The organism is Gemmatimonadota bacterium (genome assembly GCA_026706345.1).
Taxonomy (GTDB): Bacteria; JAAXHH01; JAAXHH01; order JAAXHH01; family JAAXHH01; genus JAAXHH01.
In genome coordinates, this window is record JAPOYX010000237.1 from 73,270 (window position 1) to 97,752 (window position 24,483).

Genomic DNA, 24,483 nt, shown 5'->3' on the forward strand with positions numbered 1-24,483 from the left:
GACCGACGCCGTGTCAGGACGCCGGTGCCGATTCAGCACGCCGGGCGGTCCTTCGACTCTTCGGCGACGTCTGATTCCACAGCCCCATACCCGCGCAGCAATTCGGCCAGATCGTCTCTTCGACTGAAACCGGCAAGACGCTCCAACCTGTCGAGCGGTGTCAGGCCCTCTTTGTTCCTGGCATTGACATCGGCTCCGTGCGTTACGAGCAGACGGAGTATCTCCTCCGTATCTTCCATCCGGTTGTCCACGTCGAGACAGTGCAGCGGCGTGTTCCCCGTATCGTCCTGCTCGCGTGCGCAGGCGGAATCATTTCCCAGCAGCTCCTGAACGGGGCCCAGCAGATCCGACTGGACGGCCCGGTGTATTCCGGCAAACCGCGCCAGATAGTCGATCACGTGGTCCTGCTGGTAGTGGCTGGCATAGCCCAGGGCGCTGATCTCGTGACCCGAGTCCTTTACAGACGCATCGGCCCCGAGCTCGACCAGCAGTTTGATCATGTCCAGGTGGCCGTAGCGGGCCGCTTCGTGCATTCCGCAGGCATTCACGTCGAAGCCCAGTTCGGCCATCAGCCGGACCGCTTCCCGGTTGTCCGACCCGATGGCGTTCTCCATGAGCGCGTTACCGCGTTCGCCAAGTTTTCTAATCAGTAATGGATCGCGTGCGAGCAACGCGCGGGCACGGTCCGTGTCTCCACTGATGCATGCGCAGGCGAACCGGTCCAGATCGCTCAGCGGAAATACCTTCGCCCCGCAGGCCGCCAGGTATTCGGCGATGGCCTCGTTCCCGTGATAGATGGCCTCGCCGTAAGGTGATCGCGCATCAGGCCGGTGAGATGGCCGGTTTACATCTGCCCCGTTTTCGACCAGCAACTTCACCCTTTCCTGGTAGTTCCATCGGGCGGCCCACTGCAGTTGATAGGCCAGCATGTCAATAGGACTGCTCACCCACCCCCGCGATTGCTCGCCCAGCAGCCGGTGCCAGGACCGGTCCCTTTCCTCTCCAAGTCCATGGGCGAACAGGAACCGCAGGTGTTCGTCGTCACGGCTGAACATCCGGTTGTAGAGCGTCTGCGCGTCGTTCGGATCGGCGCCGGCCTTGATCAGGATCTCCGCCAGGTCGTAGCAATTCCGGTGCGGTGGGCACCTCGTGGGACCGTTTTCCCCCTCGCCGAATATACCGGTAAGGATGGTATACGGACATGGGAAGCCGGCCCAGAGATAGCCCGCGTTCGGGTCTGCGCCACCGGAGAGCAGCAACCGGGCTACTTCGACGGCTGAATGTCCCGATGACCCCTGGTCCAGACGAGAAAACGCCACGTAAAGCAGCGGTTCCCAGTCATGGGGGCCGCCCGGAGTCTTCGCAAGTTCGGGGCTTGCTTTCAGAAAAGTGCTCACGGCTGAGCCGTCACCGGCCGCGGCAGCGGCGTAAATGCTCACCCGGGAAAGTTCCGGATGGGCATCCAGCATGGTCCGGGCCCTCGCCCACCTCGACGGGTGATCCTGGGCGCCCTGGGTCAGGCAGGCGAGACGAAGGAAACCATCGACTAGCCCCTCCGCGCCGCATCGGTCCGGGGGTGTGGGTTCCACGTTGGGACTGCGCGAAAAACGCTCTACCGTTTGAAAGAATCGTTCTACCTGCGCCCAGCCCGGAAACCCGTAACTCTTTGCCAGCACGTCCCGGGCATCGTCTAGACGGAACGATGAAGGATCGACGGTGGATCCATAGCGGCGGACATCCGCCACGGCCTCGTCTACGCCGGATTTATACCCCTCGACCAGGCTCAGGGCTTCATGCTCGATTTCAGCCTGAACGGCCGGGTAGGGCCACAATCTGGAAGGACAATGATGGGTAGCCGCCATGTGCAATTGAACCCGAAATAAACCCGGTGTCGATCGTTGCCGGATCAACTGCGCTCGTGGACTTGAAACAGGAGTCCGGCCGTTGCCGTCAACATGATTCGTCAACGGCCCCGATTGCCTGCGATACCCGCCGAAGCGCGTCGTCGTTTACCAGATCCGGGTAGACGAATTCGCGTGCGTATTCGATGGCCGTGACGTTCCTCCAAGTCACCGCCTCCCCTTCTGGCACAGGTTTACGTATGGACGCCCTGATCGCCGGGTCGGCGCCGTGCTCGAGAAGCAACTCCGCCAGGTCCGGGAAATGGCGCGGCGCGTGCAGGGTTGCCATGGCATGAAACAGGGGCGTCCAGCCGCCGAACCCGTCCTGATCCGTGCCCGTGGGGGCATTGACGTCGGCACCGCGTTCGAGAAGCCACCGGACCAACTCGACGTCGCAGAATTCAACGGCCATGTGTAGCAGGGTAACTCCGCCGGACAGGGGGGTCACGCAGGCGTATGGAGAAGGGGTTTCTATACCGAATCCTGGCGGGAAGATTGCTTTCTCGGAGAACAGTCTCGAAGTCATTCGGGAATCCCTGCGCAGGTGCGCCTCCAGGAGGCGCGTATCCCGCAGATGCAGGGCCAAAGGCGGCGTGTCCGGCAACTCGACACCCGACTCCGCCATGACGCGGAGGCAATCGGCCTTATTCCCGGGGTTTCGCTCGTTGGTCGCCAGGATCATGCCCGCGTTTTCCGGCAGCAGTCTGCCGCCCTTCGACGCGAGGTGGCGCAACATCCCGGACGCCAGCGTCATGCAGGGATAATCGATTACCCGGTATGGCCGGCCGGACGGCGACACTGTCGTCGCATTCGGATCGGCGCCGTGGCGGAGAAGCAGTTCGACGGCATCCAGGTTGTGATCGAAATAGGCCGCGGCCCGCAAAGCTCTGTCGCCCCCTTCGTGCACATCCGCGCCGGCGGCGATCAAGACTTCCATGACCTTCGCCTTTCCAAAAAACGCGGCGTAGGCGAGCGGCCGGTATTCATTGTGCCGACGGCGCCTGATCCAGTGCCCTTCGCGGTGTATCAGACCGGGGTCTTCGGCCAGAAGCTCTCTTACGCGGCCGGCGTCGTCTTCGAGGATCGCCTGTTCCAGCGCCCCCATGGATCCGACGGACTCGACGTAGGCCTTCAGCTTCGGCCAGCTGGGAAAACCGTACCGGCGCGCGACATGGAACAGCGCATCGGCGAGCGCCGGGCAGGAGCCGACCCTCACCAGGTCTTTCGCCTGGTCTTTGAGGTGGCGCAGATTGGGCTGATCGGGGAGTTGTACTACGGCGGATTCCAACATGGCTGACCTCCTTGAACGGCTGCCCGGTGTCCGTATTTTCGGGCCGAAGGAAGTACAGCGATATGATGAGTGACCAACAGGTGGGCTTCTACCCTGTCCACGGACCGGAGGCGGCCTGTCCCGCACCGACTTTAGGGTAAATCATGCGGAGCCGGCGGTCAAGGAGAATCGGATGTTGGGGATTAAGGCACGCGATTCAAGATTCCTTACGTCCGTGTCGTCGAATCACCTCGGCTATGGCCGTGTTGCCGGTTTCCTCCGCAATCGAAAGCGTCCGTGTCCACGGCCAGTCGGCCAGGTCGGGGTCGGCGCCGTGTTTCAGCAACATGCGCACCATGCCTATTCGGCCGTTTTTAACCGCGACCGCCAGGGGGGTCTGGCCGTCTTTCTCGTCCAGCGCGTTCACCCATGCGCCGCGTTCGATCAGGGACCGGGCACTCGCCTCCCAGCCGTGCCTGGCACAGGTATGGAGATACGTCTGCCCCTCGAATGTACGGCGGTTCGGATCCAGGCCGCAGGCGACGAGCTTGCGCGTAATCGCATCGTCGTCGCCCCACCCCGGCAGGTACTGCAACTCTTCCAGGCGGCGAAGCGCATCGGGGTTATCGGCCAGAAGGGTATCGATCAGCCGCTCATCTCCTGTTTCAAGCACTCCTGCAACGAGATAGGGATCGCGGATTCGTGTCGCCTTGCTGCCCACCAGTTCCCGAAGGTCATCTTCCGCCAAGCTCCAGGACGGTGGGTACACGGCGCCGTGACGAACCAGTAATGCCCTGATCGCGAGATCGTCAGTGCCCGCGGCACATCCGCAGGAATCTAGTTCGACGTTCGGGTTGGCGCCGTGCTCGAGTAACAGGGCGGCGACGTCTGGATGCTTATACCAGACGGCTTCGAAAAGCGCCTGATCCACGGCATGGCTGTCTGTACCCGCCTCTAGAAGCAGGGCGGTAATCTCCTGGTGCCCGGTCCGGGCCGCGTAGGCCAATGGACTCTTTAAAGCCGCATCGCGGTCCGTACTACCAGGATTCTCGGAAAGTACCTGCCGTACCCGTTCAAAGTCACCGAGATAGCTGGCTGCCGTGATAGCGTAAAACGCTCCGCGCTCAAGGAGATACTCTGGAAGGCCCAGTTGCGGGTCCGGCGGCGCGTGTCCGAAACCTGTATCGAATGACAGCGTCAGCGGCGTCTTGTGGTCTGCCCGCCGTGAATCAATGGGGACGCCGCGTTCAAGAAACAGTTCGACCATTTCTCTCCGGGCGTTCAGCACACCAAGGTGAAGACCGGTGTTTCCGTTTTCGTCGGACCGATCAGCGAGTTCGGGCTGTTCTTTCAAAGCCGTCTCAACACTGTCGACACTGCCGCTTTTCACCAGTGCGGCGATCTCTCCGAACGCAGGATCGTAGCCAAACCGCGCTCCCATTGCACGCGCTATGACTTCCGCAACGTCGTTGAAACCACGCGTTCGAGCTTCTTCGAGGAGATTCGTCCAGGTCGAACCGAAGATGTTCAGTCCCGGATCGGCACCGCGTTCGAGCAGATACTCCGTCACCTCCGCGTGCCCATGTCGGGCAGCCATGTGTACCGGCTGGGCGTACCAGTGCAGGGCATGTACGAGACGTGGGTCGTCATCGAGTAAGGACGTGATGGTCCTCATATCGCCTGCCACGCTGGCCCTGAACAGGGCCCAGGCGGCCCCGCCGTCGATCCAATCGGACTCGTCTCCCCAACGGTCGTCATAACAAGGGCGGCCGTATTCGGGACCGAGGCCCGGGCAGATCATGAATCCCGTCCGGCAGGCGTTGAGGTGCACACGTCCGAGGAACTTGCCGGGAAAGACCATGCGCGCGGCGCGATCGGGATACCGGCCGCCGATGGCCGCGTCGACATTATGCTGGTCTGTATCAACCATGTCCGGACACCCTATTCACGGGTTCCATTACCTTCAGCGTCTAATCCCAACAACACGCGGGCAGCCGTATCGCGTGACGCCGACTCGGCATGGTCCAAAGGGGTTCTGCCCTCGTGATCGCGGACGTTCAAATCGGCGCCGGCTTCGACCAGATCCCGGATCGTTTCGGAACCGACACCCCTCGCACAGACCAGGTGCAGCGCAGTCCGATCCTCGGCATCCTGGATGTTGGGATCGGCGCCAAGATTCAGCAGCAGACGGACCCTCCCGCCATCGCCGTGATTGGCGTCATGGTGGAGCAGGGTGCGGCCGCCCACCTGCTCGTTGACGTCCCAACCGTACTGGAGCAACAGGTTGAGCCCCTCCACCATCGATGCGCTCGGAGTATGCTTAAGCCCACCGAGATTTGGGTTTGCTCCCCGGTCCAGCAGAAATCGTACGCCTTCCAACGTACCGAACCGCAATTGCGTCATGAGCGGGGTTTCACCCGCGCAGCCCACGGTGGTCAGGGCGTCCACGTCGGCTCCCCGGTCCAGCAGCAGCATGGCGACCGGAATGGAACGCCAGTGATGAATCGCCTGGGCGATTCCGCGGCTTCCGGTGAATTCGGCGCGAACCAGGCGTGGATCTACCGCCAACTGAGCACGGACCTCTTCGATCCGGTCTGCCATCACGGCATTCCGGAAAGAACGGACTTGATCGGGGATCAGCAGATCGGCGATGGCCCGGTGGGACGCCTTATAGCAGTGGCCGCAGTTGCGTGCGACGAATTCCCTGAGCAACGGGTGAGCCTTGTAGCCATCATAACGGCCAATGGACGGATGGCTATCGATAACAGCCCTTGCAGCGACGAGATCGCCTCGCGCGAACACGGCCAGGAAGGATTCGTCTGCATTCGGTACCATTGCTGTTTTACCATTCGGGATCACGCGCCTTATTCCTTTCGGAATCGGGCACCTTATTCCTTTCGGGATCGTGCGCCTTATTCCTTGCCAGTCAGGCGGCCTCCGATCCAGGCCATGGGTATGTAGGCGCCGACCAGGTCCACCACGATGTACCACCCGGGCGCGGGCAGCAATATGGCATTGGAGATGCCGCCGAGGAGGAACAACGATCCCACCAGCATGGATATCTTCAATCGGTACCCGGACGCGATCATCACCGCCAGGTACGCAGCCACCAGGGTGCCGCCCGCGTGGGCCAGAGAGGGAAAAACAAAATGCCTGAACTGGAAAAGGTGCATGGATGCCGCCAAGGACTCCATATCGGTCACGTCGACACCGGGGGGAGGCGGGATGACCATGGGGCTCAACAGAATCAGCCCCATGTTTACGACGCCTCCAACTGCGAGGCCCAACACTACGGCCACGATGGTTCTGATCGTTTTGCCCATCATGTTTCCTCGTTCGGCAGAGTGCAATTGATAGAGTATGTAATCGTTAGAGTATACGCCTTCATTCGGCAACCATGGGCGTCATCGCCGGCGACGGGGGGAAAAGGACCTCCAGGAACGGCCGCGCCGTCCCCGGTATGCGAACCTTCTTTTCATTTGCCGCGTCCGAAACCGTGCGATAGCCCAGCGCGAGCTGCAGCAGGACGGTCTGAGGAAGGGCGATCTCCTGCGCGTCCATTTCGCGATTCAGGATGCAGCGGACCGTGTTCCCCGCGATTTTCAACCCCGCTTCCCCTATTTCGGTTACAAACCACAAACGGGTGTTTTCTGACCATGCCCATTTACCCAGTCTATATTCAAATTCCGGGCGAAGCGCAGCCAGGAAACGTGGAAGATCGAGTATACGCCCCATACCCTCCGCGTTCACATGATATTGAATCTCCCACTCGCTTCCGAAGCGATTGCAGAATTCGCCAAAAGGGTGATCGACCGGCAGTTTGAAATGGACCCTTTCAAAACCTGCCCTGCGGGCCCTCCTGCCCACGGCGCCAGCCAGCGACTCGAAGGCGATGGAAGAGCGGGCGGTCAATTCCTGGACGAAATAGCGATCGGTCCGCGTCCGGCACAGGACGTACCCCGCGGCCCGCTGCCGCTTATCCTCGACCACCAGCAGCATCCCAGGCGGTCTTCCATAGTCCACCAAGCGGGTAAAGCGCCAGTCGGCACGGCGGACCAGGGTGCCTGTGCGATATCGATTACACCGGTTATACAACCTTACCAGCGCCGGCTCGTCCTTTTCGCGGGCCCGCCGCACGTTTAGAAGCCGCCGGGCTTGCAGCAGCCTTTCCGTCCTGACGAATAGACGGTAGACCGGAAACACGACATCGTAGCCATAGCGGTGGTAGAAGCCGGGTATGGCATTCAGCAGGACGATGGAGCAGCCCTGGCGGCGCAGGAAATCATGGGACGCCTCCATCAGGTAGCTGGCATGTCCTCTCGCCCGATGTTCGGGAGGCGTGTATAGACCGGAGACCCCGCCTGTCGTTATCCTCGAACGCCCCACGCGCAGACGTTTCTTTACCAGGTCGACCCGGCAGCGTTCCTCTCCATGCCGGTCGACGCGTCGGAGCATCCATCTGTTTTCGCCATCACGCGTAACGGTGATCCCGCGGCGATAATCTAAACGGATAACGGTTCCAGCGTCATGTTCGGCCACCGCCGTCGGATTCCTTCCGGTCAGATCATTGCATGCCCATCACCAAGTCCGAGTACATGGAAACTTATCTTCCAACAGCCACGCTGGCAAAGAAAAACAGTGCCGGAGATTGCGCTTGTCCGCCTGCCACGTCCCAAGTACGTTGATCTGGCGACACCAGGCGCAGCACGTCGAAGGCGCGGCGAGGGCACAGCGCAGCTAAAGGCCAGGTACGATCGAATCCGGCGAAACCAGGATAATGGACACGAAGACGTATTTTCCCCCGATCTGCTCCCTCCCCCTGGTAGAAGGCACCTTCCTCTCCCGTCCGAACCGGTTCGCCGTTCACTGCGGCATTGAAGGCAGGGAAACGAAGGTTTTTATGCCGAATCCCGGCAGGATGGGGGAACTGCTTTTGCCGGGCGTCGTACTGATCCTGGCGGACCACGGTGAACAGGCATTACGGAAGACGCGGTACACGGTGATGGCCGTGCGCTACCAGGGACGCGTCGTATTTCTACACACCCATCTGAACAATACGGTCGCGCACAGGCTGATCGAATCCCGCGCGATCCCCGCACTGAAGGAATACGGGATTGCGGGGACCGAAGTAACCGTCGGCGGCAACCGGTTCGACTTCCTGCTGAAGGACGCGGAGGGCGCCCTTTGCCTGGAAGTGAAATCGTGCACCCTCTCCGCGAACGGCATAGCCATGTTTCCCGACGCGGTTACGGAACGTGGGCGAAGGCACCTGGAGTCGCTGGCCGGAATGTGTTCGGCGGGAGAGCGGGGTGCCTTGCTTTTCCTGATACACCATGGACATGGATCGGCAGGTCTTTTTCTTCCGGACTATCATACGGATTACGCCTTCAGCCTGGCTTTCCGCGACGTGGAGAACAAGCTGCCCGTCCGCGCGGTTTCGATCGAATGGACCGAAGATCTGCGCTACCGTATCGCGTGTCCAGAAGTGGCAATACCGTGGGATGCGATACGGAGGGAGTGCGTAGACCGGGGGCATCTGCTGATCGTCGAGCGCGACGGGGCCGGCTACCGCGTTTCACTCACGAGGTATGAACACGACCTGTCCAAAAAAGCCGGAAGGTGTGCTGAAAGGGTCTATCCGGTCAGGACATCGATCGACATGGCCGAAGACATGGCCGGCGTGCTGTCCCATCTCTACGGGAATCCACGGGACGAGGCCCACGGCTGGACCTTCAGATGCGGATTCGACCCCGTACCGACGCCCGGTTTTCAACAGGCGCTGCTCGACTTTCGCATGCCCCGCCGCCTTGCCAGGGAATCGGACTAAACCTGTGGACTGAACCTGCGGGGGGTGAACCTGTAGACTGAACCCGCGGCGATCGACACAATACGACCTGTCTGACTACCTGAGCAGCCGAAGTACCTCTTCCGGCCGATCGTTCCGTATCGCGTAGTCCAGCGGTGATTCGCCCCTGGAAGACCTGGCCGACCGGTCCGCTCCGGCTTCCAGGAGCATTTGTACGATCTCCCCGTCGGCGCCTGCAGCGGCGAAATGCAGGGCCGTTTCTCCATACACGTGGCCGGGATCCGGGGTCGGCGCGTCATCGTGGCAGGCCTGATCGACCCTGGCGCCATGGTCGAGAAAGAAACGTACGATTTCCGACAGATTGTGCTGGACCGCCACGTGCAGGCCCGTGACGCCGTTCATGGGCTGGGCGAGATTGATGTCGGCACCGGCCTCCAGGTAAAGACGCAGATAACGCAACTGTCCACGGTAGGCCGAGAAGGTCATGAGTATGCCCTCATCGAATCCGGCGAAGTTGACGTCGGTGCCTCTTGCGAACAGATACCGCATGATCTCGTAGTGTTCGTCGGTTTCCCTCTGGGGCGGGATATGCGCAGGCGTAATGCACGCCGCATCGGCGCCCTGTCCGACAGCCTCCCTTACCCCTTCGAAATCACCGTCCTCCACGGCCCTAATCAGTGCCCGGTTCAACTCCTCATGATTGGACATGGTACCTCCCGCAATACTACGGTTGTGTCGAGTCAGCGCAGTTTGACCCCATACACCAGTCCACCTCGAATTGATTGACGCAACACCTCGCGTAATAAACAGTTTCCTGCTGATCATCTTCGACAAAGCGCTTGTAGGAATCCCGGTCAGACAGTATAATCAGGACTACCAATCCGGCAACGCGATTTCTCCATTTTTCTGTTTAATGTAGTCCAATCCGGTCCATCGTGAAACAATCCCGCACCATCCTCCACGCGGACATGGACGCCTTCTTCGCGGCCATCGAGCAGCGCGACCGTCCCGAGTTGCGCGGCAAGCCCGTCATAGTGGGCGGCGACGGCCCGCGTTCGGTGGTGTCCACTTGTTCGTACGAGGCCCGCAGATTCGGCGTACATTCCGCGATGCCGGGAACGACCGCCAAAAAACTGTGTCCCCAGGGGATCTTCCTGCCGGTCAGATCGGACGTCTACGGCAAGGTTTCCCGTCAGGTCCAGGACGTTTTCCATCGGTACACGCCCTTGGTCGAGCCCCTGTCGCTGGACGAAGCGTTCCTGGATGTTACCGGCTCGGCGCGACTGTTCGGCGACGGCGAGGCGATAGCCCGATCCATCAAAGCGGACGTGCTCGAGGAAACGCAGCTGACCATCTCCGTAGGGGTGGCGCCGTGCAAGTACGTGGCCAAGGTGGCCTCCGACCTGGACAAGCCGGACGGACTGGTGATCGTCCCCGAGAATAGCGTGAGGGATTTCCTGGCGCCGTTGCCCGTATCGTTTCTCTGGGGAGCTGGGAAGGACATGCAGGAGCGCCTGGCCCGGAGCGGCCTCAAGACGATAGGCGACGTGCAGAAGCGATCTACCGATGACCTGCAGCGGATGCTCGGCGACGCGGCCGGTTCACATTTCTTCCACCTGTCCAGGGGACTGGACGACCGGGCCGTGGTCACCGGCCACGCCGCGAAGTCGGTGAGTCACGAGAACACCTTCGGCACGGACCTGGTCGAACGGGATGCGTGCCACCGCTTTCTCGTGGACCAGAGCGACCGCGTGGGCCGACGGCTCAGGCGGGAAGGACTGCTGGGCAGAACGGTCCGGATCAAGGTCCGGTTCGGCGACTTCAAGACGTTGACGCGGCAGGCGGCCGTGGCGCCGACGGACAACGACTTCGTGATCGGCGAGGCGGCCCGGAACCTGTTCGACCGGGTCTGGGACGGCCGGACGGGTATTCGGCTGCTGGGCGTGGCCGCCGGCAACCTGGTCCGGCCGGACGAACCGATACAGACGGACCTGTTCCAACGCGCCGATGAGACGTCGGGACGGCTGCTTCGCGCGATTGACGATATACGAAACCGGTATGGACGCCATGCCATTCGTCATGGCGCAGCGGCAACTTCGCTGAAACCGTAGCCCGGGTCCCCGCCACGGTCGCGGAGGAACTACCACGGTCGCGGAACAACTGCAACGGCCGCGGAGAAACCTTCGAGATACTTAGAGGTGCCCATGAAAAAGATCATCCTGGGTGTAGTAGTCCTGGTCCTGGCGGCGGCAGTGCTGCTCGCGTACTTCGCCATGCAGGGGCCGGACCTGACGGCGTACGAGCATCTGAAAGAACCGGCGATTTCGACCCGGCCGCCTCAGAAGATGATCGTGGTCGAGGCGAAAGGTGATCCGAATATCGTGGGCAAAAGGGCGTTCGAACTGCTGTTCGACCTGTACTATGACGCTGACGGAGTAACGCCATGGCCACGGCCTGCACCCAGGGCCCGGTGGCCCGTGTCCCCTGGCCAACCGAGGGCGGAATGGACCGGCGTCTACGGGCTGCCCGTACCGGATTCGGTCACCGACCTTCCAATACACGTGGCGGTTCCGGGACTTCGGGCTTCGCTCACGACCTGGGCGTATGGCGACGTGGTCGAACTGCTGTATGTCGGACCTTATGATGAAGAGACACCAACCTTGAAAAGACTGGCCGCCTTTGCCCTGGACAAGGGGTACGTAGTCACAAGTCCCCACGAGGAAGAATACCTGAAAGGCCCGGGCATGTTCTTCAGGGGAAACCCCGACAACTATGTTACCATTCTGCGGTATGAAGTCAGGCCCGTGGTGGATGGACCCGCCGCGGACGAGGCTGCAGTGGATCAAGGCGCCACCGATGAAGCATCCGCAGATGAAGGCTCTACGGAAGAGGACGCAGTGGATGAAGCCATTGTGGATGAGTGAAGGAACCTATTTAACATGGAGGTGATATGCTTGAGATATCTGGATTGAACTGGTTGGCTGTCATCGTGGCGACGGCGGTCGGATTCATCATCGGCGGCATCTGGTACGGTCCGCTTTTCGGCGACGCCTGGATGTCCGCAATAGGAAAAACGGCGGATCAGATTCAGCCATCCCCGGCCCCATTTGTCATCAGTTTCTTTACCGCGCTTATCACTGCGATCGTCCTTGCGATGCTCATTAACGCACTGAACATTTCCACCCTGGGTGGTGGCGTCGTGATTGGACTCCTGGTGGGTGTGGGGTTCATCGCGACGGCAATGGCATCGGACGCCGCGTTCGGCGATACAGGGCTGAAACTGTGGCTGATCCAGTCGGGATACCGCGTGCTCTACAGCGTGGTGATGGGCGCCATCCTTGCCGTGTGGCGTTAGATCGAATAAAAGGCGTCTGATTCGAGACGTGACGTCAAGACGTGAAAGTCAAGCTGGCAAAAACAGATCACGACATGTAATTCCGAGGCATGCCAAAGCATCAATCCCGGATCTGGAAAAAGGATTGGTCTGATTACTTATGGACCTGGAAGCACTCCGCAGGGAGTACGTATTCGGCAATCTGAGTGAACAGGACCTGGACGACAACCCGTTCAGGCAGTTCGACATCTGGTTCGCGGACGCGGTCGGCGCCGGCATCGAACTCGCGGACGTGATGACGGTGGCGACGGCTTCACCGGCCGGCGTGCCGACGGCCAGGATGGTTGTTCTGCGGGGCGTCGACGAGCGGGGATTCGTTTTCTATACGGATTACAGGAGTGCGAAGAGCCGGGACCTGCTGGAGAACCCCCGGGCGGCCCTGGTGTTCTACTGGCGCGAACTTGGCCGGCAGATCCGGATTGCGGGCGCCGTACAGAAGGTATCGTCGGAAGAATCAGCCCGGTATTTCCATTCCAGGCCCCTGGAGAGCCGCCTGGCGGCACTGAGCTCCAGACAGAGCGAGGTCATACCGGACCGAAAGGTCCTCGAAGAACGATACGAGGCACTCAAGGCGGAATACCCGGAGGGCGACCTCCCATACCCCGATAACTGGGGCGGATTCCGCGTTTCGCCTGATGAGTTCGAATTCTGGCAGGGCCGCGAGCGCCGGCTGCACGACCGGATTCGATACAGACGCGACGGCGGCGTATGGGTGACGGAACGGTTGTCGCCCTGACCGCCTCCGTCGTCCGCATGGCCGTTACACGGTCCTGTCCATTACACGGTCCTGCCCATCGGGGAACGATACCCATCCCTGACGAGGCGCAATAATACAGGTGGAGATGATGCAAAAGGATAAAACGATCGGGTTCGGGGTCGTGGGCTGCGGCGGGGCGGGTCATGCCGCCATCCGATCGGCCTGCGCCAGCGCACTGCTCGATGTCGTCGCGATCGGCGACCTGATCGAGGAGCGCCGAAACCGGGTGGGCCGGGAAGAGGGAATCCCCCGTCTGTACGGTCCCTACCAGGACCTGCTGTCCGACAAAGAGGTGGATGCCGTGCTCCTGGCCGTGAATCCGCCCGCCCGCTATCCCATGGTCCTCGATGCGATCGCCGCGGGCAAGCATGTTCTGGTGCAGAAACCGCATGCCACGCACGCCGACCATATCCTGACGATCAAAGAAGCGGCCGAGCACGCCGGGGTAACGTTGCAGTTCTGCTACTTCATGCGTCACGATCCGGGGAACCGCAGGACGCGCGCCGCGTTGAGCCGTGGCCGCATTGGTGAGCCGTACCACGCCCGCATCTTTCTGAAGTACAACCACAGGGCGCCATTGGACAGTCCCGAGGGTTGGACCCACGTGTATGGCCAGAAGGGCGGAGCACTGGGCCAGCACGCATCGCACGAGCTGGATCTGGCCTGGTGGTGGATGGGCTGTCCGGACCCCAAATGGGCGTTTGCCGCCAAGCACGTCGTCGAGGCAATCTATGACGGACCGGAAGGTCCGGCCGAAGACTATTTCTCGGGGCTTGCCGGTTTTGATGGAGGCAAGACGATCCAGATAGACTGCTCCCGCTGGGTGCACTGCGATACGCCCACCGTGGTGGAGGTGTACGGGAGCGAGGGCGCCTATTCCCACGGCCAACTGTGGCAGACGGAGGAGGGCGTTTTTACCGGGCGGCAGATCGAGGATGAATCCGACGTCCCGCATACGGAACCGCCGGAAGAAGGACTGCCCTTCTATCATGAAGTGGAACACTTCGCACGGGCTATCGCGGGACGCGTCGCTCCCGACGTGAACGCAGACGATGCCTATCGGTTCATGCTACTGCTCGACGCGATGTACGAGAGCGCGCGGACGGGCGAGAAAGTGTACATCGAGTGAGCGTCCAGGCGGTGCTCGCCGCCTCTCCGCGCCGGATCCGGATGTGGGGATCTTCGAAAACCTGTATTCGGCCGATATTGTATCTGCCGGTCAGTGGGCGTGCGCCCATTCCACCAGCAGCGCCATCAGTCCGATACCGAGGATAACCAGGACGAATTTGATTATGCGGTCGTGGTCCCGTGTGGGCATGGGTTGATCGTCGTCTCCGGCGAGTACGCTCATGACGAATTTCGCCACGCGCACGTTGCGCCTCGAAAGCTCCGCATCGATGATGTCGATAATCGCCACATAGATAAACGTTCCCGCCGCGATGGCGTTGAAACTCCCCTCGATCAAGGTAGTGACGGACTCGCTCTCCTCCAGGGCCATGGCGGCCGTCATCCCTGCCAGGATACCCAGCGGCGTCATCGAAACGAAAACCGCGAGAATAGGTCTGTGACGCCGCTTCTCGATGCCTGCCCTGAGCACGCTGATCATAAGGGCGAAGGCGGCCGATCCCTTGTGGCAGAGTATCCCGAGCAATATGATAGCCAGACCGGAGAAGTAGGACTCTATGCCGAGTGATATGCCGGCGATGACGGAATGAATGGACAAAAGAACCAGCAGTACGTACGGGTAGATGCAATGCTGCGCTCCATCCTCGGAATGCTCGGTGACGTGGTGCTCCCCGTAAATGACGCGATCGATCAGCAGCAGTCCCACGAGACCGAACGCGGCCAGCAACGCGGCCAGTGGGTAGTCCGTTACGCCTTCGAGCTTCTCGATGCCCTCCGGTAGCAGGTGGATAAATCCCACGCCCAGAAACAATCCGCCCGCGAAAGCGTTTCCCAGCGAGAAAAACCGTCTGCTGTTTTCATGTTTTGCGGCGTAGAGGGGGATCAGTCCGCCTATCACCGCGATGGCGAGTATTGCGGCTGCGGAAAGTAACTTGAACGTTAACAGTGACATGTGGATGATGCTCCGGTCTGTGGTTATTGAAAACCGTAATACCCGAAGAGTTCATGGCCGGGGAGCGGGACGCCAATCACCGGGCGGACCAGCCTCCGTCGACAGCCGGAACCTGTAGGCCAATCCATACCTGGTACGAAAGGGCTCATTCCGGCGGCTGCTGGGTGGCCAGGGCGAGGGTATTGCCGGATGGGTCCTTGAAAAACACCATCGATTCCACGTATCCCGCCGTGCCGAAGGTACCCTGTTCATCCCTGAATATGGGGTGGGGTTTGCCCACGAATGCGACCCCCTTTGCTTTCAGTTCTTCGTACGAGGCGTTCAGGTCGTCCACCCAGAAATAAAGCGTGGCCGTGTGCGCCGCCTTTTCAAAGAGGATGCGCGTTCCGAGAAAATCGAAAAACAGCAGGCCCGGAGGACCCTCAAAATACGCCAGCAGTTTAGCTCCGAGGGTCTCCTCGTAAAAGGTCTTCGTTTCGCCCAGGTCGCGGGAGAAAACGGCCACCTGGTGCAGTTTTTCGAGCTGCATGATCGGTCTCCTCAGACGACAAGGTGGTCCGTTCTCGAGCCGGGAAGCCGACAGTAAACAGCCGCGTTCGTGCGAGCGGACCAGTAGCCGCGTTCTCGGCGCGTTCGCGCGGACGTTCTCGGAACGTTCGCGCCGGCGAACTCGCGGCAGACTCAGAGAAGCCGGAGTGTCTCCTGGCCGCGGCCGACCCTCGAAGCCACGTCGCGCGGCGTCTCGTCCACCGCGTTGGTCCCGGCCGGATCGCAACCGGCGGCGATCAGAGCCTCAATCACCTCGGGCCGGTTCAACTGGACGGCCATGTGCAGGGGCGCATCCCCCTGGTAAATCGGTCCCCAGTCAGACTGGACGCCGCTGCCTGCCGCGTGATTGGGATCCAGGCCGGATTCCCGTAGAATGCGGATGGTTTCGAGGTGATCGGCAAGATGTTCGTCGCCGGGTCTGACTTCCGCGGCGGAATGAAAGGCGGACGAACCGTTATGGGGATTGATCCGCGTCAGATCCGCTCCCAGACGGATCTGCATCCGCAATCGTTCCGGATCGATTTGCCAGACCGAGAAGTAGACCGGCGCGCCACCGTTGTCGTGCCACCGATTGATATCAGCGCCTTGTTCGATCAGGTAACGTGCGATTTGTTCGTCCCGACAAAGACAAAGTGGACGACCGTGCACGTTTTCGATATTGGGGTCGGCCCCGGCTTCGACCAGCATTCTGACCATTTCGAAGTTGATGGTTCGCTCAACCTGCCGCCATTCGATCTGCTGTTGCGGGGGACCGCAGATGGCGAAGGGCAGGGTGTAAACGGGGAAGCGGCCTTCCCGGTATGGATCGTCGAAGGCTTCGTGGCTGAAGTTGGCCAGAGACGGTTCCTCGGCCAGCATTTCGCCCATGAGTTCGAGGTCTTCGGCGTATACCGCGCCGATCCACTGTTTTTCCTTGTCAAATCGCATTATCCGCTCCCATAATACCGATGAAACATGGTTAGTGTCGCCGGGCTGTACTGTCAACACAAACCTCGATAAGCCCGGCAGCGAGGAGCGCGTGCTGAAGCGCATCGGACTGCGGATCCTTGCAGATACTGAAACCCATCGAACCGGAATTCCTTTCAGGCAGGAATCGGATTTCGACCGAAGTTCCGTTATTTGTAACGTTAGCCGTTCTCACGGACACTAATGCTAAAGGGCAGTGATCGCAATGTCAGAATCTCTGGCCAGGATAACGACTGAATACTGCATCGAAATAGAACGGGAGTACGCGTATCCCGTCGCCCGGGTATGGGATGCCGTTACGACGGCGGACGGGATCTCCGCATGGATGAAGTACCAGACCACGCTGGAGCGCCGGATCGGCGGCAGGATCTTCGTGGATTTCAAGTCGGAGGGAAACCTGGAAGGCATTGTCTGCGAATGGGTGCCTGAACGGGTGTTCGCCTATACCTGGGGACTTTCCGTGGTCAGATGGGCGCTTGAACCCCGTGGAAGCGGCACGCGGCTTCGATTTACGAATTCCCACGTCACGCCGGACATCCTGATGGGATTTTCCGCGGGCTGGCATGCCTTCATCGACCACCTGGAGCCCTACCTGGACGGGACCACGGTAGAGGACCGCTACGACGACCTCATGAAGACCTACGAGGATCGATACGGCCACCTGGCCGCGGACCACAGAGACTCAGACGGGGGGAAGGAATCATGACGAACGAGACGACCTCCGGCGCCTTCACCGTGGCCGAACTGTGCCAGGCGTCCGCTGCCGGAGACATGAAACGTCTGGATACCATTCTGGCCGTCGCACCCCACCTGGTGGGAGTGGACACGGCGTCCTACGATGAACACCGTGCCCTGCATCACGCTGTGATAAACCGCCAGAAGGAAGCGGTCTCCGCTCTCATGGCCGCGGGGGCCGATCCCAATCAGGGCGTCTATCCCCACAGGGACGCGTCCACTCCCCTGGTCATGGCTCGCGACCGCGGATTCGATGATGTCATAGAAACAATCAATGAGGAGCTGGAGCGGAGGCGCGAGGCGAACCTCTGTCCGAATCTGACGGTTTCACAGGAGATAGTACGGCTCGCCGAGAAAGTGGCGGAAGGCGACGTGGCCGGCGCGATGCGGGATATCCATCAGGCTCCGGAACTCGCGGAGGCCTGCGACGAAGACGGGAATACAGTCCTGCACCACGCGGCCGCCCACGGCCATCCCGGACTCGTTCTGGCGCTGTTGACGTTAAAGTCCGACACGGGCAAGACCAACCTCGAGGACCGGACCCCCCTTGAGCTGGCCGTAGATCAAACGGCTGCAACGGATCGACGACGGTCGGAAGGATGTTTCATGGCCGCGGGAATCCTGATGACCGCGGGCGCTCCGAGGAGCCTGCGTACAAACGTGATGCTGGGAGACGCGGAAGCCGTGCGCCAGGTAGCGGAGAGCCGCCCCGGGCTGTTCGAACCGGATGTCGAGTCCGAAACCCACCTGCTGGGAGATGCCGTCCGACACAATCGGTACGAAATGGTAAAGCTGTTGCTCGATCTCGGCATGGACCCGAACCAGCGGTACCGCATCCAGTCACTGGAAGAAGAGACGTACAACTGGGGCGAACCGCTGTGGATCGCGGCAGGCGACGGCATGTACGATATCGCGCGGTTGCTGCTCGAACGAGGCGCCGACGCCAACGCCAGCGTGTATGCCTCGGGCAATCCCATGAGCCGTGCCTACAATAACCGGGACGATCGGATGAAGCAACTGCTGTACCGGTACGGAGGTTCGATGACACCGGATGGCGCGGCCCTGGAATGCGATACTTCCGCCGCGGTCATGGCACTGCAACTGAAGCCCGATCTGGTCGAGCAGATACTCTGGGGAGCCGCCTGCGGCGGCGATCCCAGCGTGGTCGGCGTGTGTCTGCGCAAGATGGACTGGGCCCTGGATGATCCACGCTGGTACAGACTCGTCATCCAGCCCATTGGAATCTGGCCCTGCGGTCCTCATCGCAAGTATCGGGATTTCGATCGTTCCATATTCCCGGAGATCGTCCGCATGTTCCTCGATCACGGGGTGGACCCGAACGTAAAGGGCCGGCGCGATACATCACTCCTGCACTATATCGCGGCTACCGGCAAAGTCTGGGGCGAGCCGATATTGAAAGAGGAGGAACGGATCGAGTTTGCCCGGATGTTCCTCGAATACGGCGCCTCGCTCGAAGGCAGGGATACGCTGCTTCATTCAACGCCCCTGGCCTGGGCGTCTCGCTGGGGTCGCGACGAGCTGGTCGACCTGTTCCTGCAGCACGGCGCCGACCCGCAGCCCGACGGGGAACCCTGGACCACCCCGATCGCCTGGGCCGAACGCTACGGACATGCAGGCATCGTGGTTCGGCTGCGGGAAGCCGGCGCCGTTTCCTGAGCGCACAGACGGCGGTAGGCTAAGGACTTGACGCGGAACAGGCAGGGGCTACCCTTATAGTCTCTGCCGCAATCGCAACTAATGCTTACCTCTTCGAGGACCTGGCGGTCTATCGCGGTCGGGATGCCAGTGGGTGGCGGCAACATGGGTGATGCCATCTTCCGTCGTGATGTAATAGACGGTCAGTATGGTACCGTCACCCAACTCCGCTGAGATCGGATAGCCCACATCCGCGCCGCCCATCCGGGCACGCTTTTCCGCAGGCCACTCATTCGATATTCCACCGCCGTCTTCGCGGAGCACGTATTCGTGGTCCATGTCCCAGGTGCGTCCGCCGTCCTCACTGATCAAGGCGCGGATACCCATCGGGGCACGGCGATAGCCGTAGGTACACAGAATACGTCCGTCACGCAGTTTGAGCAGGTGGTTCGGATAGCCCTCGAATGACGTCTCGACCGGGCAGGTCCAGGTCCTGCCGCCGTCTTCGGACCAGACTTCCAGGGTGTGGAACCGGTCCTTGTGATAGGTACGCTCAACGGCAGCCGGATCCCAGTAACACGTCGAGCGGATATGGCCCAGGACACGGTTCGGCTCGGTCTCTACCAGTGCCCACTCGCTGCCAATACGCGGCACCGCCTCATGGAGACGCCAGGTCTCTCCGTCGTCGCTGGACCGGAACACGAGGCAGTCGCTCCAGCCGCCGGCTCGCATCGCGTATATGGGAAACAGCCACGTACCGTCTTCGAGAACAATCCCGCGTGGAAAACCGACCGTGAATTCATAGCCCGGCACGGTCCAGGTGCGCCGATCCCAGGTATGTCCCTCATCCCGGGATCTTATCACCGACAGTCGATGCCCCGCTATGATCAATTTTCCCGGAAAATGGGACGTGTACGTCTCATCCTCTACGAAACCCAGGCCGCGCGCCTCGGCTTCCTCCCGGCGGTCCAGTGTCCACATTTCCTGTCCCACCGAGCCCACCGCCATTAAGGTGCCGTCGGGTAAAATGCCGGAGAGCCTGTCGTACCGCTCCCGCGGCGATATACCGGGCCAGTTGGGCGGCAGCGAAGGATCTTCCGACTGCGTCCAGGTTCGTCCATTGTCGCGGGACACAAACGTCAGCCAATCCGCCAAACCGTAGTGATCCCCGAAAGGCGAAGAGATACAGCCGATCGTCAAACGCCCGTCCGGAAGTTGAGTCAATACGGGGAACGCGTTGTAACGTCCCTTTTCTTTCAAAACGATACGGTGTTGCATGGGTGACCCTGATTGTGCATGAAACCTGCGGGAAAGGCGCATGAAGGGAGGATGATTTACTGGCGTAAAGTCTTCTAATCAATATATTAAGGGGGTATCCAGGCAGATAACCGATACCCCTTGTATCGTGTTTTGTGTGTAACATTAACTTCACGTAGTGTATCGGGGTGCGGTAGACCGTTTTCTCCTTGGTTGTGTAGAAGACCGTTTGAAAGCGCGGGTCGCCGTACCCCTTTTCCAGATAGAGCCCGAACAGTTGCCTGGGCCAACCGAGCCCGCATCTTGCAAGGACGGGCCTGTTGTGGACAGGAGGAGACGATGGAACAGGAATCGATTTTCGTAGGCATAGATGTATCCAAGGCCCGATTGGACGTAGCGGTCCGTCCCACCGACGAAAGATGGCAGGTCCCCCGCGACGAGGCGGGCATCGGTCAGTTGGTAAGCCGTCTGAAGGCCCTTGAACCGGTCATGGCGTTGCTGGAGTCTTCGGGCGGGTTGGAGCATCCGGTGGTAGCCGCATTGGCTTCCGAGGCTGTTCCCGTGGTTGTCGTCAACGCCCGCCAGGTGCGCGATTTCGCCAGGGCCACGGGTAAACTGCGCCAAGACCGACGCGCTGGACGCGGCGATCCTGGCGCAGTTTGCCGCGGTGGTCCGGCCTCCCGTGCGCCCCTTGCGCGATGCCGAGACTCAGGTCCTCAACGCCCTGGTTGCCCGAAGGCGCCAGGTGATTGTCATGCGGGGCTCGGAGAAGAACCGCCTGCACGCCGCCCCCGCCGCCGTCTGTCCCCGCATCGAGGCCCACATCGCGTGGCTGGATCAGGAGTTGAACGAGCTGGACGAGCAACTGCGAAAGACGATCATCCAGAGTCCTGTATGGCGGGAGAAGGATGATCTCCTGCGCACTGTCCCCGGCGTGGGATATCACCTTTCGCTCACCCTGCTGGCCTTCCTGCCGGAGTTGGGCACGCTGGATCGCCGGCAGATCGCCGCCCTGGTGGGGGTGGCGCCCTTCAACCGGGACAGCTGCACCCTGCGGGGCAAACGCACCGTGTGGGGCGGACGAGCCCAGGTCCGCGCCGCGTTGTACATGGGCGCACTGGTGGCCAGTCGATTCAATCCGGTCATCCGGGACTTCTACCAGCGACTGCTGGCCGCTGGAAAGCCCAGGAAACTGGCCCTCACAGCGTGCATGCGCAAACTGCTGGTAATCCTCAACTCCGTACTCAAGCATGGCGTGCCCTGGCGCGATTTGCAATCTCAAGGCGCCGGTAGCTCCTCTTGACTTTCAAGACAGTTGCTTTCAACTGAGTAAGAAAGGCCCTGCCAGTAAGGCAAAAGAAAAGGATTTGCACGCGCGCGTCAACGGCAATCCGGAGATCGATTTCGCCCCCTGAAGCCAGACTTCCTGTTGATGACGACGGGCTTGACGCGAATCGGAACAGGAATTAGTTTCCTATCCATCGCGCATCGGGGCGCATCCACTCCGCGGAAAAGGCCGAGCCTACCCGATCCATGACGAACAGACAGACTGTGCGAATCTCTTTCTTCTCTGAAGATGCGGAATCAGAGGTCATGGAAAGGAATTCGCCGATGAGTAATCCTCGCACGCTTCCCCGGGACCCCGACCTGGATCAGCTCAAGACCCAGGCGCGGGAACTCCTTAAGGCATTTCGCGCAGACGACGCCGAGGCGATCGCGGCCTTCGCCGTGCATCCCCGCGCGATTGATCCCACCGCCGCGAAATTGACCGATGCCCAACTAGTCATTGCACGGCGTTATGGATTTTCAAGCTGGCCGGTCCTCCGCCGGGAAGTGAACCGGCGCCGGCTGCGCGCCGCCATCTGGCGCGGCAGGAAATCGTCTGTCGCGGAGATTCTGAAACAGGATGGCGGTATCGTAAATGACGCCGTGGCCCATCCGCGCTGGGGAGGCCGCCCCACCCCCATCCAGCTGGCGGCCGAACGAGGCCGTGCTGACGTGATCCGTCTCTTGCTGGAAAACGGAGCGGATCCGGATTGCGGCGCTGCATCCTATGGCGGGTGGAAGGCGCTCCACCTGGCCGCGCACTGGGGTCACATGGAAGCGGTTGCCGCACTAAGGGAATACAGCGCCACGGTCGATATTCACGCCGCGTGCCTGATGGATGACGTCCGCCGCGTGTCGGCGATCCTGGCAGAAGATCCCGACGCGGCGCTCCGGCCGGCCCTCGGGGGTGAGCCTCCGCTTCACGTCGCCGTGACCGTCGAATGCGCAGGCCTCCTGCTCGAACACGGAGCGGAATTGAACACGCTCGACAGCGAAGGCAACACGCCGGTGGGATCGGCGATCGCACGGGGAGATCGATGCCGGCGGCTGGCGGAATACTTGATTGACCGCGGGGCACCGGCCGACCCCTGTCAGCTTGCCGCTCTTGGAAGGACGGATCAACTCAGCCGTCTTTTTCAGACCGATGCGGGTATACTGGATTTCGAAGGGAAGATCGGGGCTCACGCCGTGGAGGGCACGCCGCTGCACGCCGCGGTACAGCATGGAGAGGCGGATACGGTCCGGGCGCTGCTGGACTGGGGTTCGGATGCGAACGCGCGGGCGGATTCCGGTCAGCGTCCCCTGCATCTTTGCGGGGATCCCGGGATCGCGGCGATGCTCGTCGAAGCCGGCGCCGATCCGGGTGCGACGGACGACGAACACGATACGACGCCGCTGGTGTGGGCCAGGGTCGGGATAGAAATCCACGGACCGTCGCCGGCGCGGGAGGCCCTGGTGTCCTACCTGGAGGGCATCACACCGTCACAGAAGGACTAGCGGATTCGAACATCGCGACGATGCGGTCTTTCTCGGCGCGCCTCATCCGGCGGGCGATGCGCAGGGGCGACTTGCCCAGTCGATCCAGAAGGTTTGGATCCGCTCCATGGGCCAGCAGCAATTCCACCGATTTAACCATGTCAGCCCTGGGTCCGGCCTTCAGCGCGTAAAACAGGGGAGTCTCGCCCTTGTCGCTGCGCGCGTCGACCGGCGCGCCGTTGTTCAGCAGCACCTCCATGACCCCCGTGAAACCCGCCTTGGCGGCGAAATGCAGGGCCTGGGCGCCCCGCAGCACCGTGTCGATCCGGGCACCCTTGTCCAGCAGTGCCTGAACGTAATCGGGATCATCCCGCTGGCTGTTGTTCCCCGTACAGGCCGTCCAGATCCACCGTCCCTCCGGGTAGTTGACGTCGGCGCCGTGTGCGATCAGCAGGGCCGCCATTTCGGGCTCCAGGACCCAGTGGCCACAACCTATCCTGAATGTGTCCGCGCCTTTTTCCAGTAACAGCCGGACCAGTCCAATCCGCCCACGTCCAGCGGCGTACTTGACCAGGGGCGTGCTGTTCACCCCGGTCTCGGCACCCCGTTCAAACAGAAACCGCACGACCCGTTCGTGTCCGGCATGCACGGCGTGGTGCAAAGGAGTCACGGGCAGCAGGTCGCAGGCGGGATCGTGGGCGTTTACGAGGCCGGGTTCTTCTTCGAGCAGCGCGGAAACACGATCCAGGTCACCTAGAAAGCAAGCGCTGAAGATATCATACACGGCGCCTCGCTCCCGCAGGAGACCGGCCGTTTCATCTTTGTTCTTGCTCCGGGCGGCACAATAGGCGGTCATCATAACGTCGCTCGAATGAGACGAGGGTATATTCACGTCCACGCCCCGGTCCAGCAGCAGGGCCGCTACCGGCGTATAGCCCCTCAACGCCGCTTCTGCGAGGATGATCGCACTGTGCCGGGGATCATCCAGTACCAAGGGATCCTCTTCCAGGTATCGTCCCAGGGCTTCCACCTGCCCCCTGGCTGCCATCTTTGCCGGCTGTCTCCATCGCTTCTCCCGGTGACATCTCATTTCCCACCCCTGCCGGGCGGGTCGCTGCTCGTTGACGAGACCGCGGGCAAGGGGACCGAGGGTGTCGAGCACTTCCTCCACGAGCCGTCCGTCGGCTATATGATCCCGCAGCGAAGCGGTCATATGCGCCAGCCACCGCTCTGCGGATTCACTTGTGATGTGTATATGCCCATGCCGGTTTCGGATGCCGCCGTACGCATGGTGATGAGTATAGCCGGGCTCT

Annotated in this window: 21 protein-coding genes and 1 pseudogene; 10 read left to right on the forward strand and 12 right to left on the reverse strand. The window is 61.2% G+C overall.

From position 1 onward, the window contains the following. Positions 1-32 precede the first annotated feature (32 nt). The 6 genes from OXG98_17120 to OXG98_17145 form a co-directional block, all read right to left on the reverse strand. Positions 33-1,862 carry an ankyrin repeat domain-containing protein gene (locus OXG98_17120; GenBank protein MCY3773731.1) on the reverse strand — a complete coding sequence of 610 codons (1,830 nt, stop codon included), beginning with the start codon at positions 1,860-1,862 and terminating at the stop codon, positions 33-35. Positions 1,863-1,950: 88 nt separating this feature from the next. Further along, entirely contained in the window at positions 1,951-3,192 is a 1,242-nt protein-coding gene (locus tag OXG98_17125) for an ankyrin repeat domain-containing protein (protein ID MCY3773732.1), read from the reverse strand. Between the two features lie 196 nt (positions 3,193-3,388). After that, positions 3,389-5,101, reverse strand: a complete 1,713-nt coding sequence (locus OXG98_17130) for an ankyrin repeat domain-containing protein (GenBank protein ID MCY3773733.1) — start codon at positions 5,099-5,101, stop codon at positions 3,389-3,391. Between the two features lie 11 nt (positions 5,102-5,112). Continuing rightward, on the reverse strand, positions 5,113-6,006 hold the full coding sequence (locus tag OXG98_17135; protein ID MCY3773734.1) for an ankyrin repeat domain-containing protein: 894 nt from the start codon (positions 6,004-6,006) through the stop codon (positions 5,113-5,115). A gap of 77 nt (positions 6,007-6,083) precedes the next feature. Further along, positions 6,084-6,494, reverse strand: a complete 411-nt coding sequence (locus tag OXG98_17140; GenBank protein ID MCY3773735.1) for a hypothetical protein — start codon at positions 6,492-6,494, stop codon at positions 6,084-6,086. Positions 6,495-6,555: 61 nt separating this feature from the next. Further along, positions 6,556-7,626, reverse strand: a complete 1,071-nt coding sequence (locus OXG98_17145; GenBank protein MCY3773736.1) for a GNAT family N-acetyltransferase — start codon at positions 7,624-7,626, stop codon at positions 6,556-6,558. Positions 7,627-7,948: 322 nt separating this feature from the next. Between OXG98_17145 and sfsA the strand changes: the two genes are divergently transcribed. Next, complete coding sequence (gene sfsA, locus OXG98_17150) at positions 7,949-8,998, forward strand: DNA/RNA nuclease SfsA (GenBank protein MCY3773737.1); 1,050 nt, start codon at positions 7,949-7,951, stop codon at positions 8,996-8,998. 75 nt (positions 8,999-9,073) lie between these two features. Here the strand turns inward: sfsA and OXG98_17155 are convergent, their stop codons facing one another. After that, positions 9,074-9,685, reverse strand: a complete 612-nt coding sequence (locus tag OXG98_17155; protein ID MCY3773738.1) for an ankyrin repeat domain-containing protein — start codon at positions 9,683-9,685, stop codon at positions 9,074-9,076. A 227-nt stretch (positions 9,686-9,912) separates the two neighbouring features. Between OXG98_17155 and OXG98_17160 the strand changes: the two genes are divergently transcribed. The 5 genes from OXG98_17160 to OXG98_17180 all read left to right on the forward strand — a co-directional run bounded on the left by OXG98_17160 (position 9,913) and on the right by OXG98_17180 (position 14,257). Then, on the forward strand, positions 9,913-11,088 hold the full coding sequence (locus OXG98_17160; protein ID MCY3773739.1) for a DNA polymerase IV: 1,176 nt from the start codon (positions 9,913-9,915) through the stop codon (positions 11,086-11,088). A gap of 93 nt (positions 11,089-11,181) precedes the next feature. Then, positions 11,182-11,901, forward strand: a complete 720-nt coding sequence (locus OXG98_17165; protein ID MCY3773740.1) for a hypothetical protein — start codon at positions 11,182-11,184, stop codon at positions 11,899-11,901. 53 nt (positions 11,902-11,954) lie between these two features. Continuing rightward, positions 11,955-12,332, forward strand: a complete 378-nt coding sequence (locus tag OXG98_17170) for a DUF1761 domain-containing protein (protein MCY3773741.1) — start codon at positions 11,955-11,957, stop codon at positions 12,330-12,332. Between the two features lie 139 nt (positions 12,333-12,471). Continuing rightward, a complete protein-coding gene (gene pdxH, locus OXG98_17175; GenBank protein MCY3773742.1) occupies positions 12,472-13,107 on the forward strand; it encodes a pyridoxamine 5'-phosphate oxidase in 636 nt (211 codons plus the stop codon). Positions 13,108-13,216: 109 nt separating this feature from the next. Further along, on the forward strand, positions 13,217-14,257 hold the full coding sequence (locus OXG98_17180; GenBank protein MCY3773743.1) for a Gfo/Idh/MocA family oxidoreductase: 1,041 nt from the start codon (positions 13,217-13,219) through the stop codon (positions 14,255-14,257). A 90-nt stretch (positions 14,258-14,347) separates the two neighbouring features. Here the strand turns inward: OXG98_17180 and OXG98_17185 are convergent, their stop codons facing one another. The 3 genes from OXG98_17185 to OXG98_17195 form a co-directional block, all read right to left on the reverse strand. Then, positions 14,348-15,205, reverse strand: coding sequence for a ZIP family metal transporter (locus OXG98_17185; GenBank protein ID MCY3773744.1), 858 nt, complete (start codon positions 15,203-15,205; stop codon positions 14,348-14,350). 145 nt (positions 15,206-15,350) lie between these two features. After that, positions 15,351-15,734, reverse strand: a complete 384-nt coding sequence (locus OXG98_17190; protein MCY3773745.1) for a VOC family protein — start codon at positions 15,732-15,734, stop codon at positions 15,351-15,353. A gap of 152 nt (positions 15,735-15,886) precedes the next feature. Continuing rightward, the gene (locus tag OXG98_17195; protein ID MCY3773746.1) at positions 15,887-16,681 is read right to left on the reverse strand and encodes a hypothetical protein; all 795 of its coding nucleotides are present in this window, start codon (positions 16,679-16,681) and stop codon (positions 15,887-15,889) included. Between the two features lie 244 nt (positions 16,682-16,925). Between OXG98_17195 and OXG98_17200 the strand changes: the two genes are divergently transcribed. Both OXG98_17200 and OXG98_17205 read left to right on the forward strand, forming a co-directional pair. Then, positions 16,926-17,426: an SRPBCC domain-containing protein gene (locus tag OXG98_17200; GenBank protein ID MCY3773747.1), complete on the forward strand. Its 501-nt coding sequence runs from the start codon at positions 16,926-16,928 to the stop codon at positions 17,424-17,426. Next, a complete protein-coding gene (locus OXG98_17205; GenBank protein MCY3773748.1) occupies positions 17,423-19,132 on the forward strand; it encodes a hypothetical protein in 1,710 nt (569 codons plus the stop codon). The genes OXG98_17200 and OXG98_17205 overlap by 4 nt, the downstream gene beginning before the upstream one ends. Before the next feature lie 78 nt (positions 19,133-19,210). On the opposite strand, the gene OXG98_17210 is transcribed toward OXG98_17205, so the two are convergent. After that, positions 19,211-20,389 (reverse strand): sialidase family protein, encoded by a 1,179-nt coding sequence (locus OXG98_17210; protein ID MCY3773749.1) that lies wholly within the window; start codon positions 20,387-20,389, stop codon positions 19,211-19,213. A gap of 318 nt (positions 20,390-20,707) precedes the next feature. Here OXG98_17210 and OXG98_17215 point away from each other — a divergent pair. Together OXG98_17215 and OXG98_17220 are read left to right on the forward strand one after the other, a co-directional pair. Further along, a pseudogene (locus OXG98_17215) lies at positions 20,708-21,671 on the forward strand (IS110 family transposase). Between the two features lie 308 nt (positions 21,672-21,979). Beyond that, positions 21,980-23,191 (forward strand): ankyrin repeat domain-containing protein, encoded by a 1,212-nt coding sequence (locus tag OXG98_17220; GenBank protein MCY3773750.1) that lies wholly within the window; start codon positions 21,980-21,982, stop codon positions 23,189-23,191. On the opposite strand, the gene OXG98_17225 is transcribed toward OXG98_17220, so the two are convergent. Next, the coding region (locus tag OXG98_17225) for an ankyrin repeat domain-containing protein (GenBank protein ID MCY3773751.1) at positions 23,169-24,483 on the reverse strand (1,315 nt) is incomplete at its 5' end. The two genes, OXG98_17220 and OXG98_17225, sit on opposite strands and share 23 nt — an antisense overlap.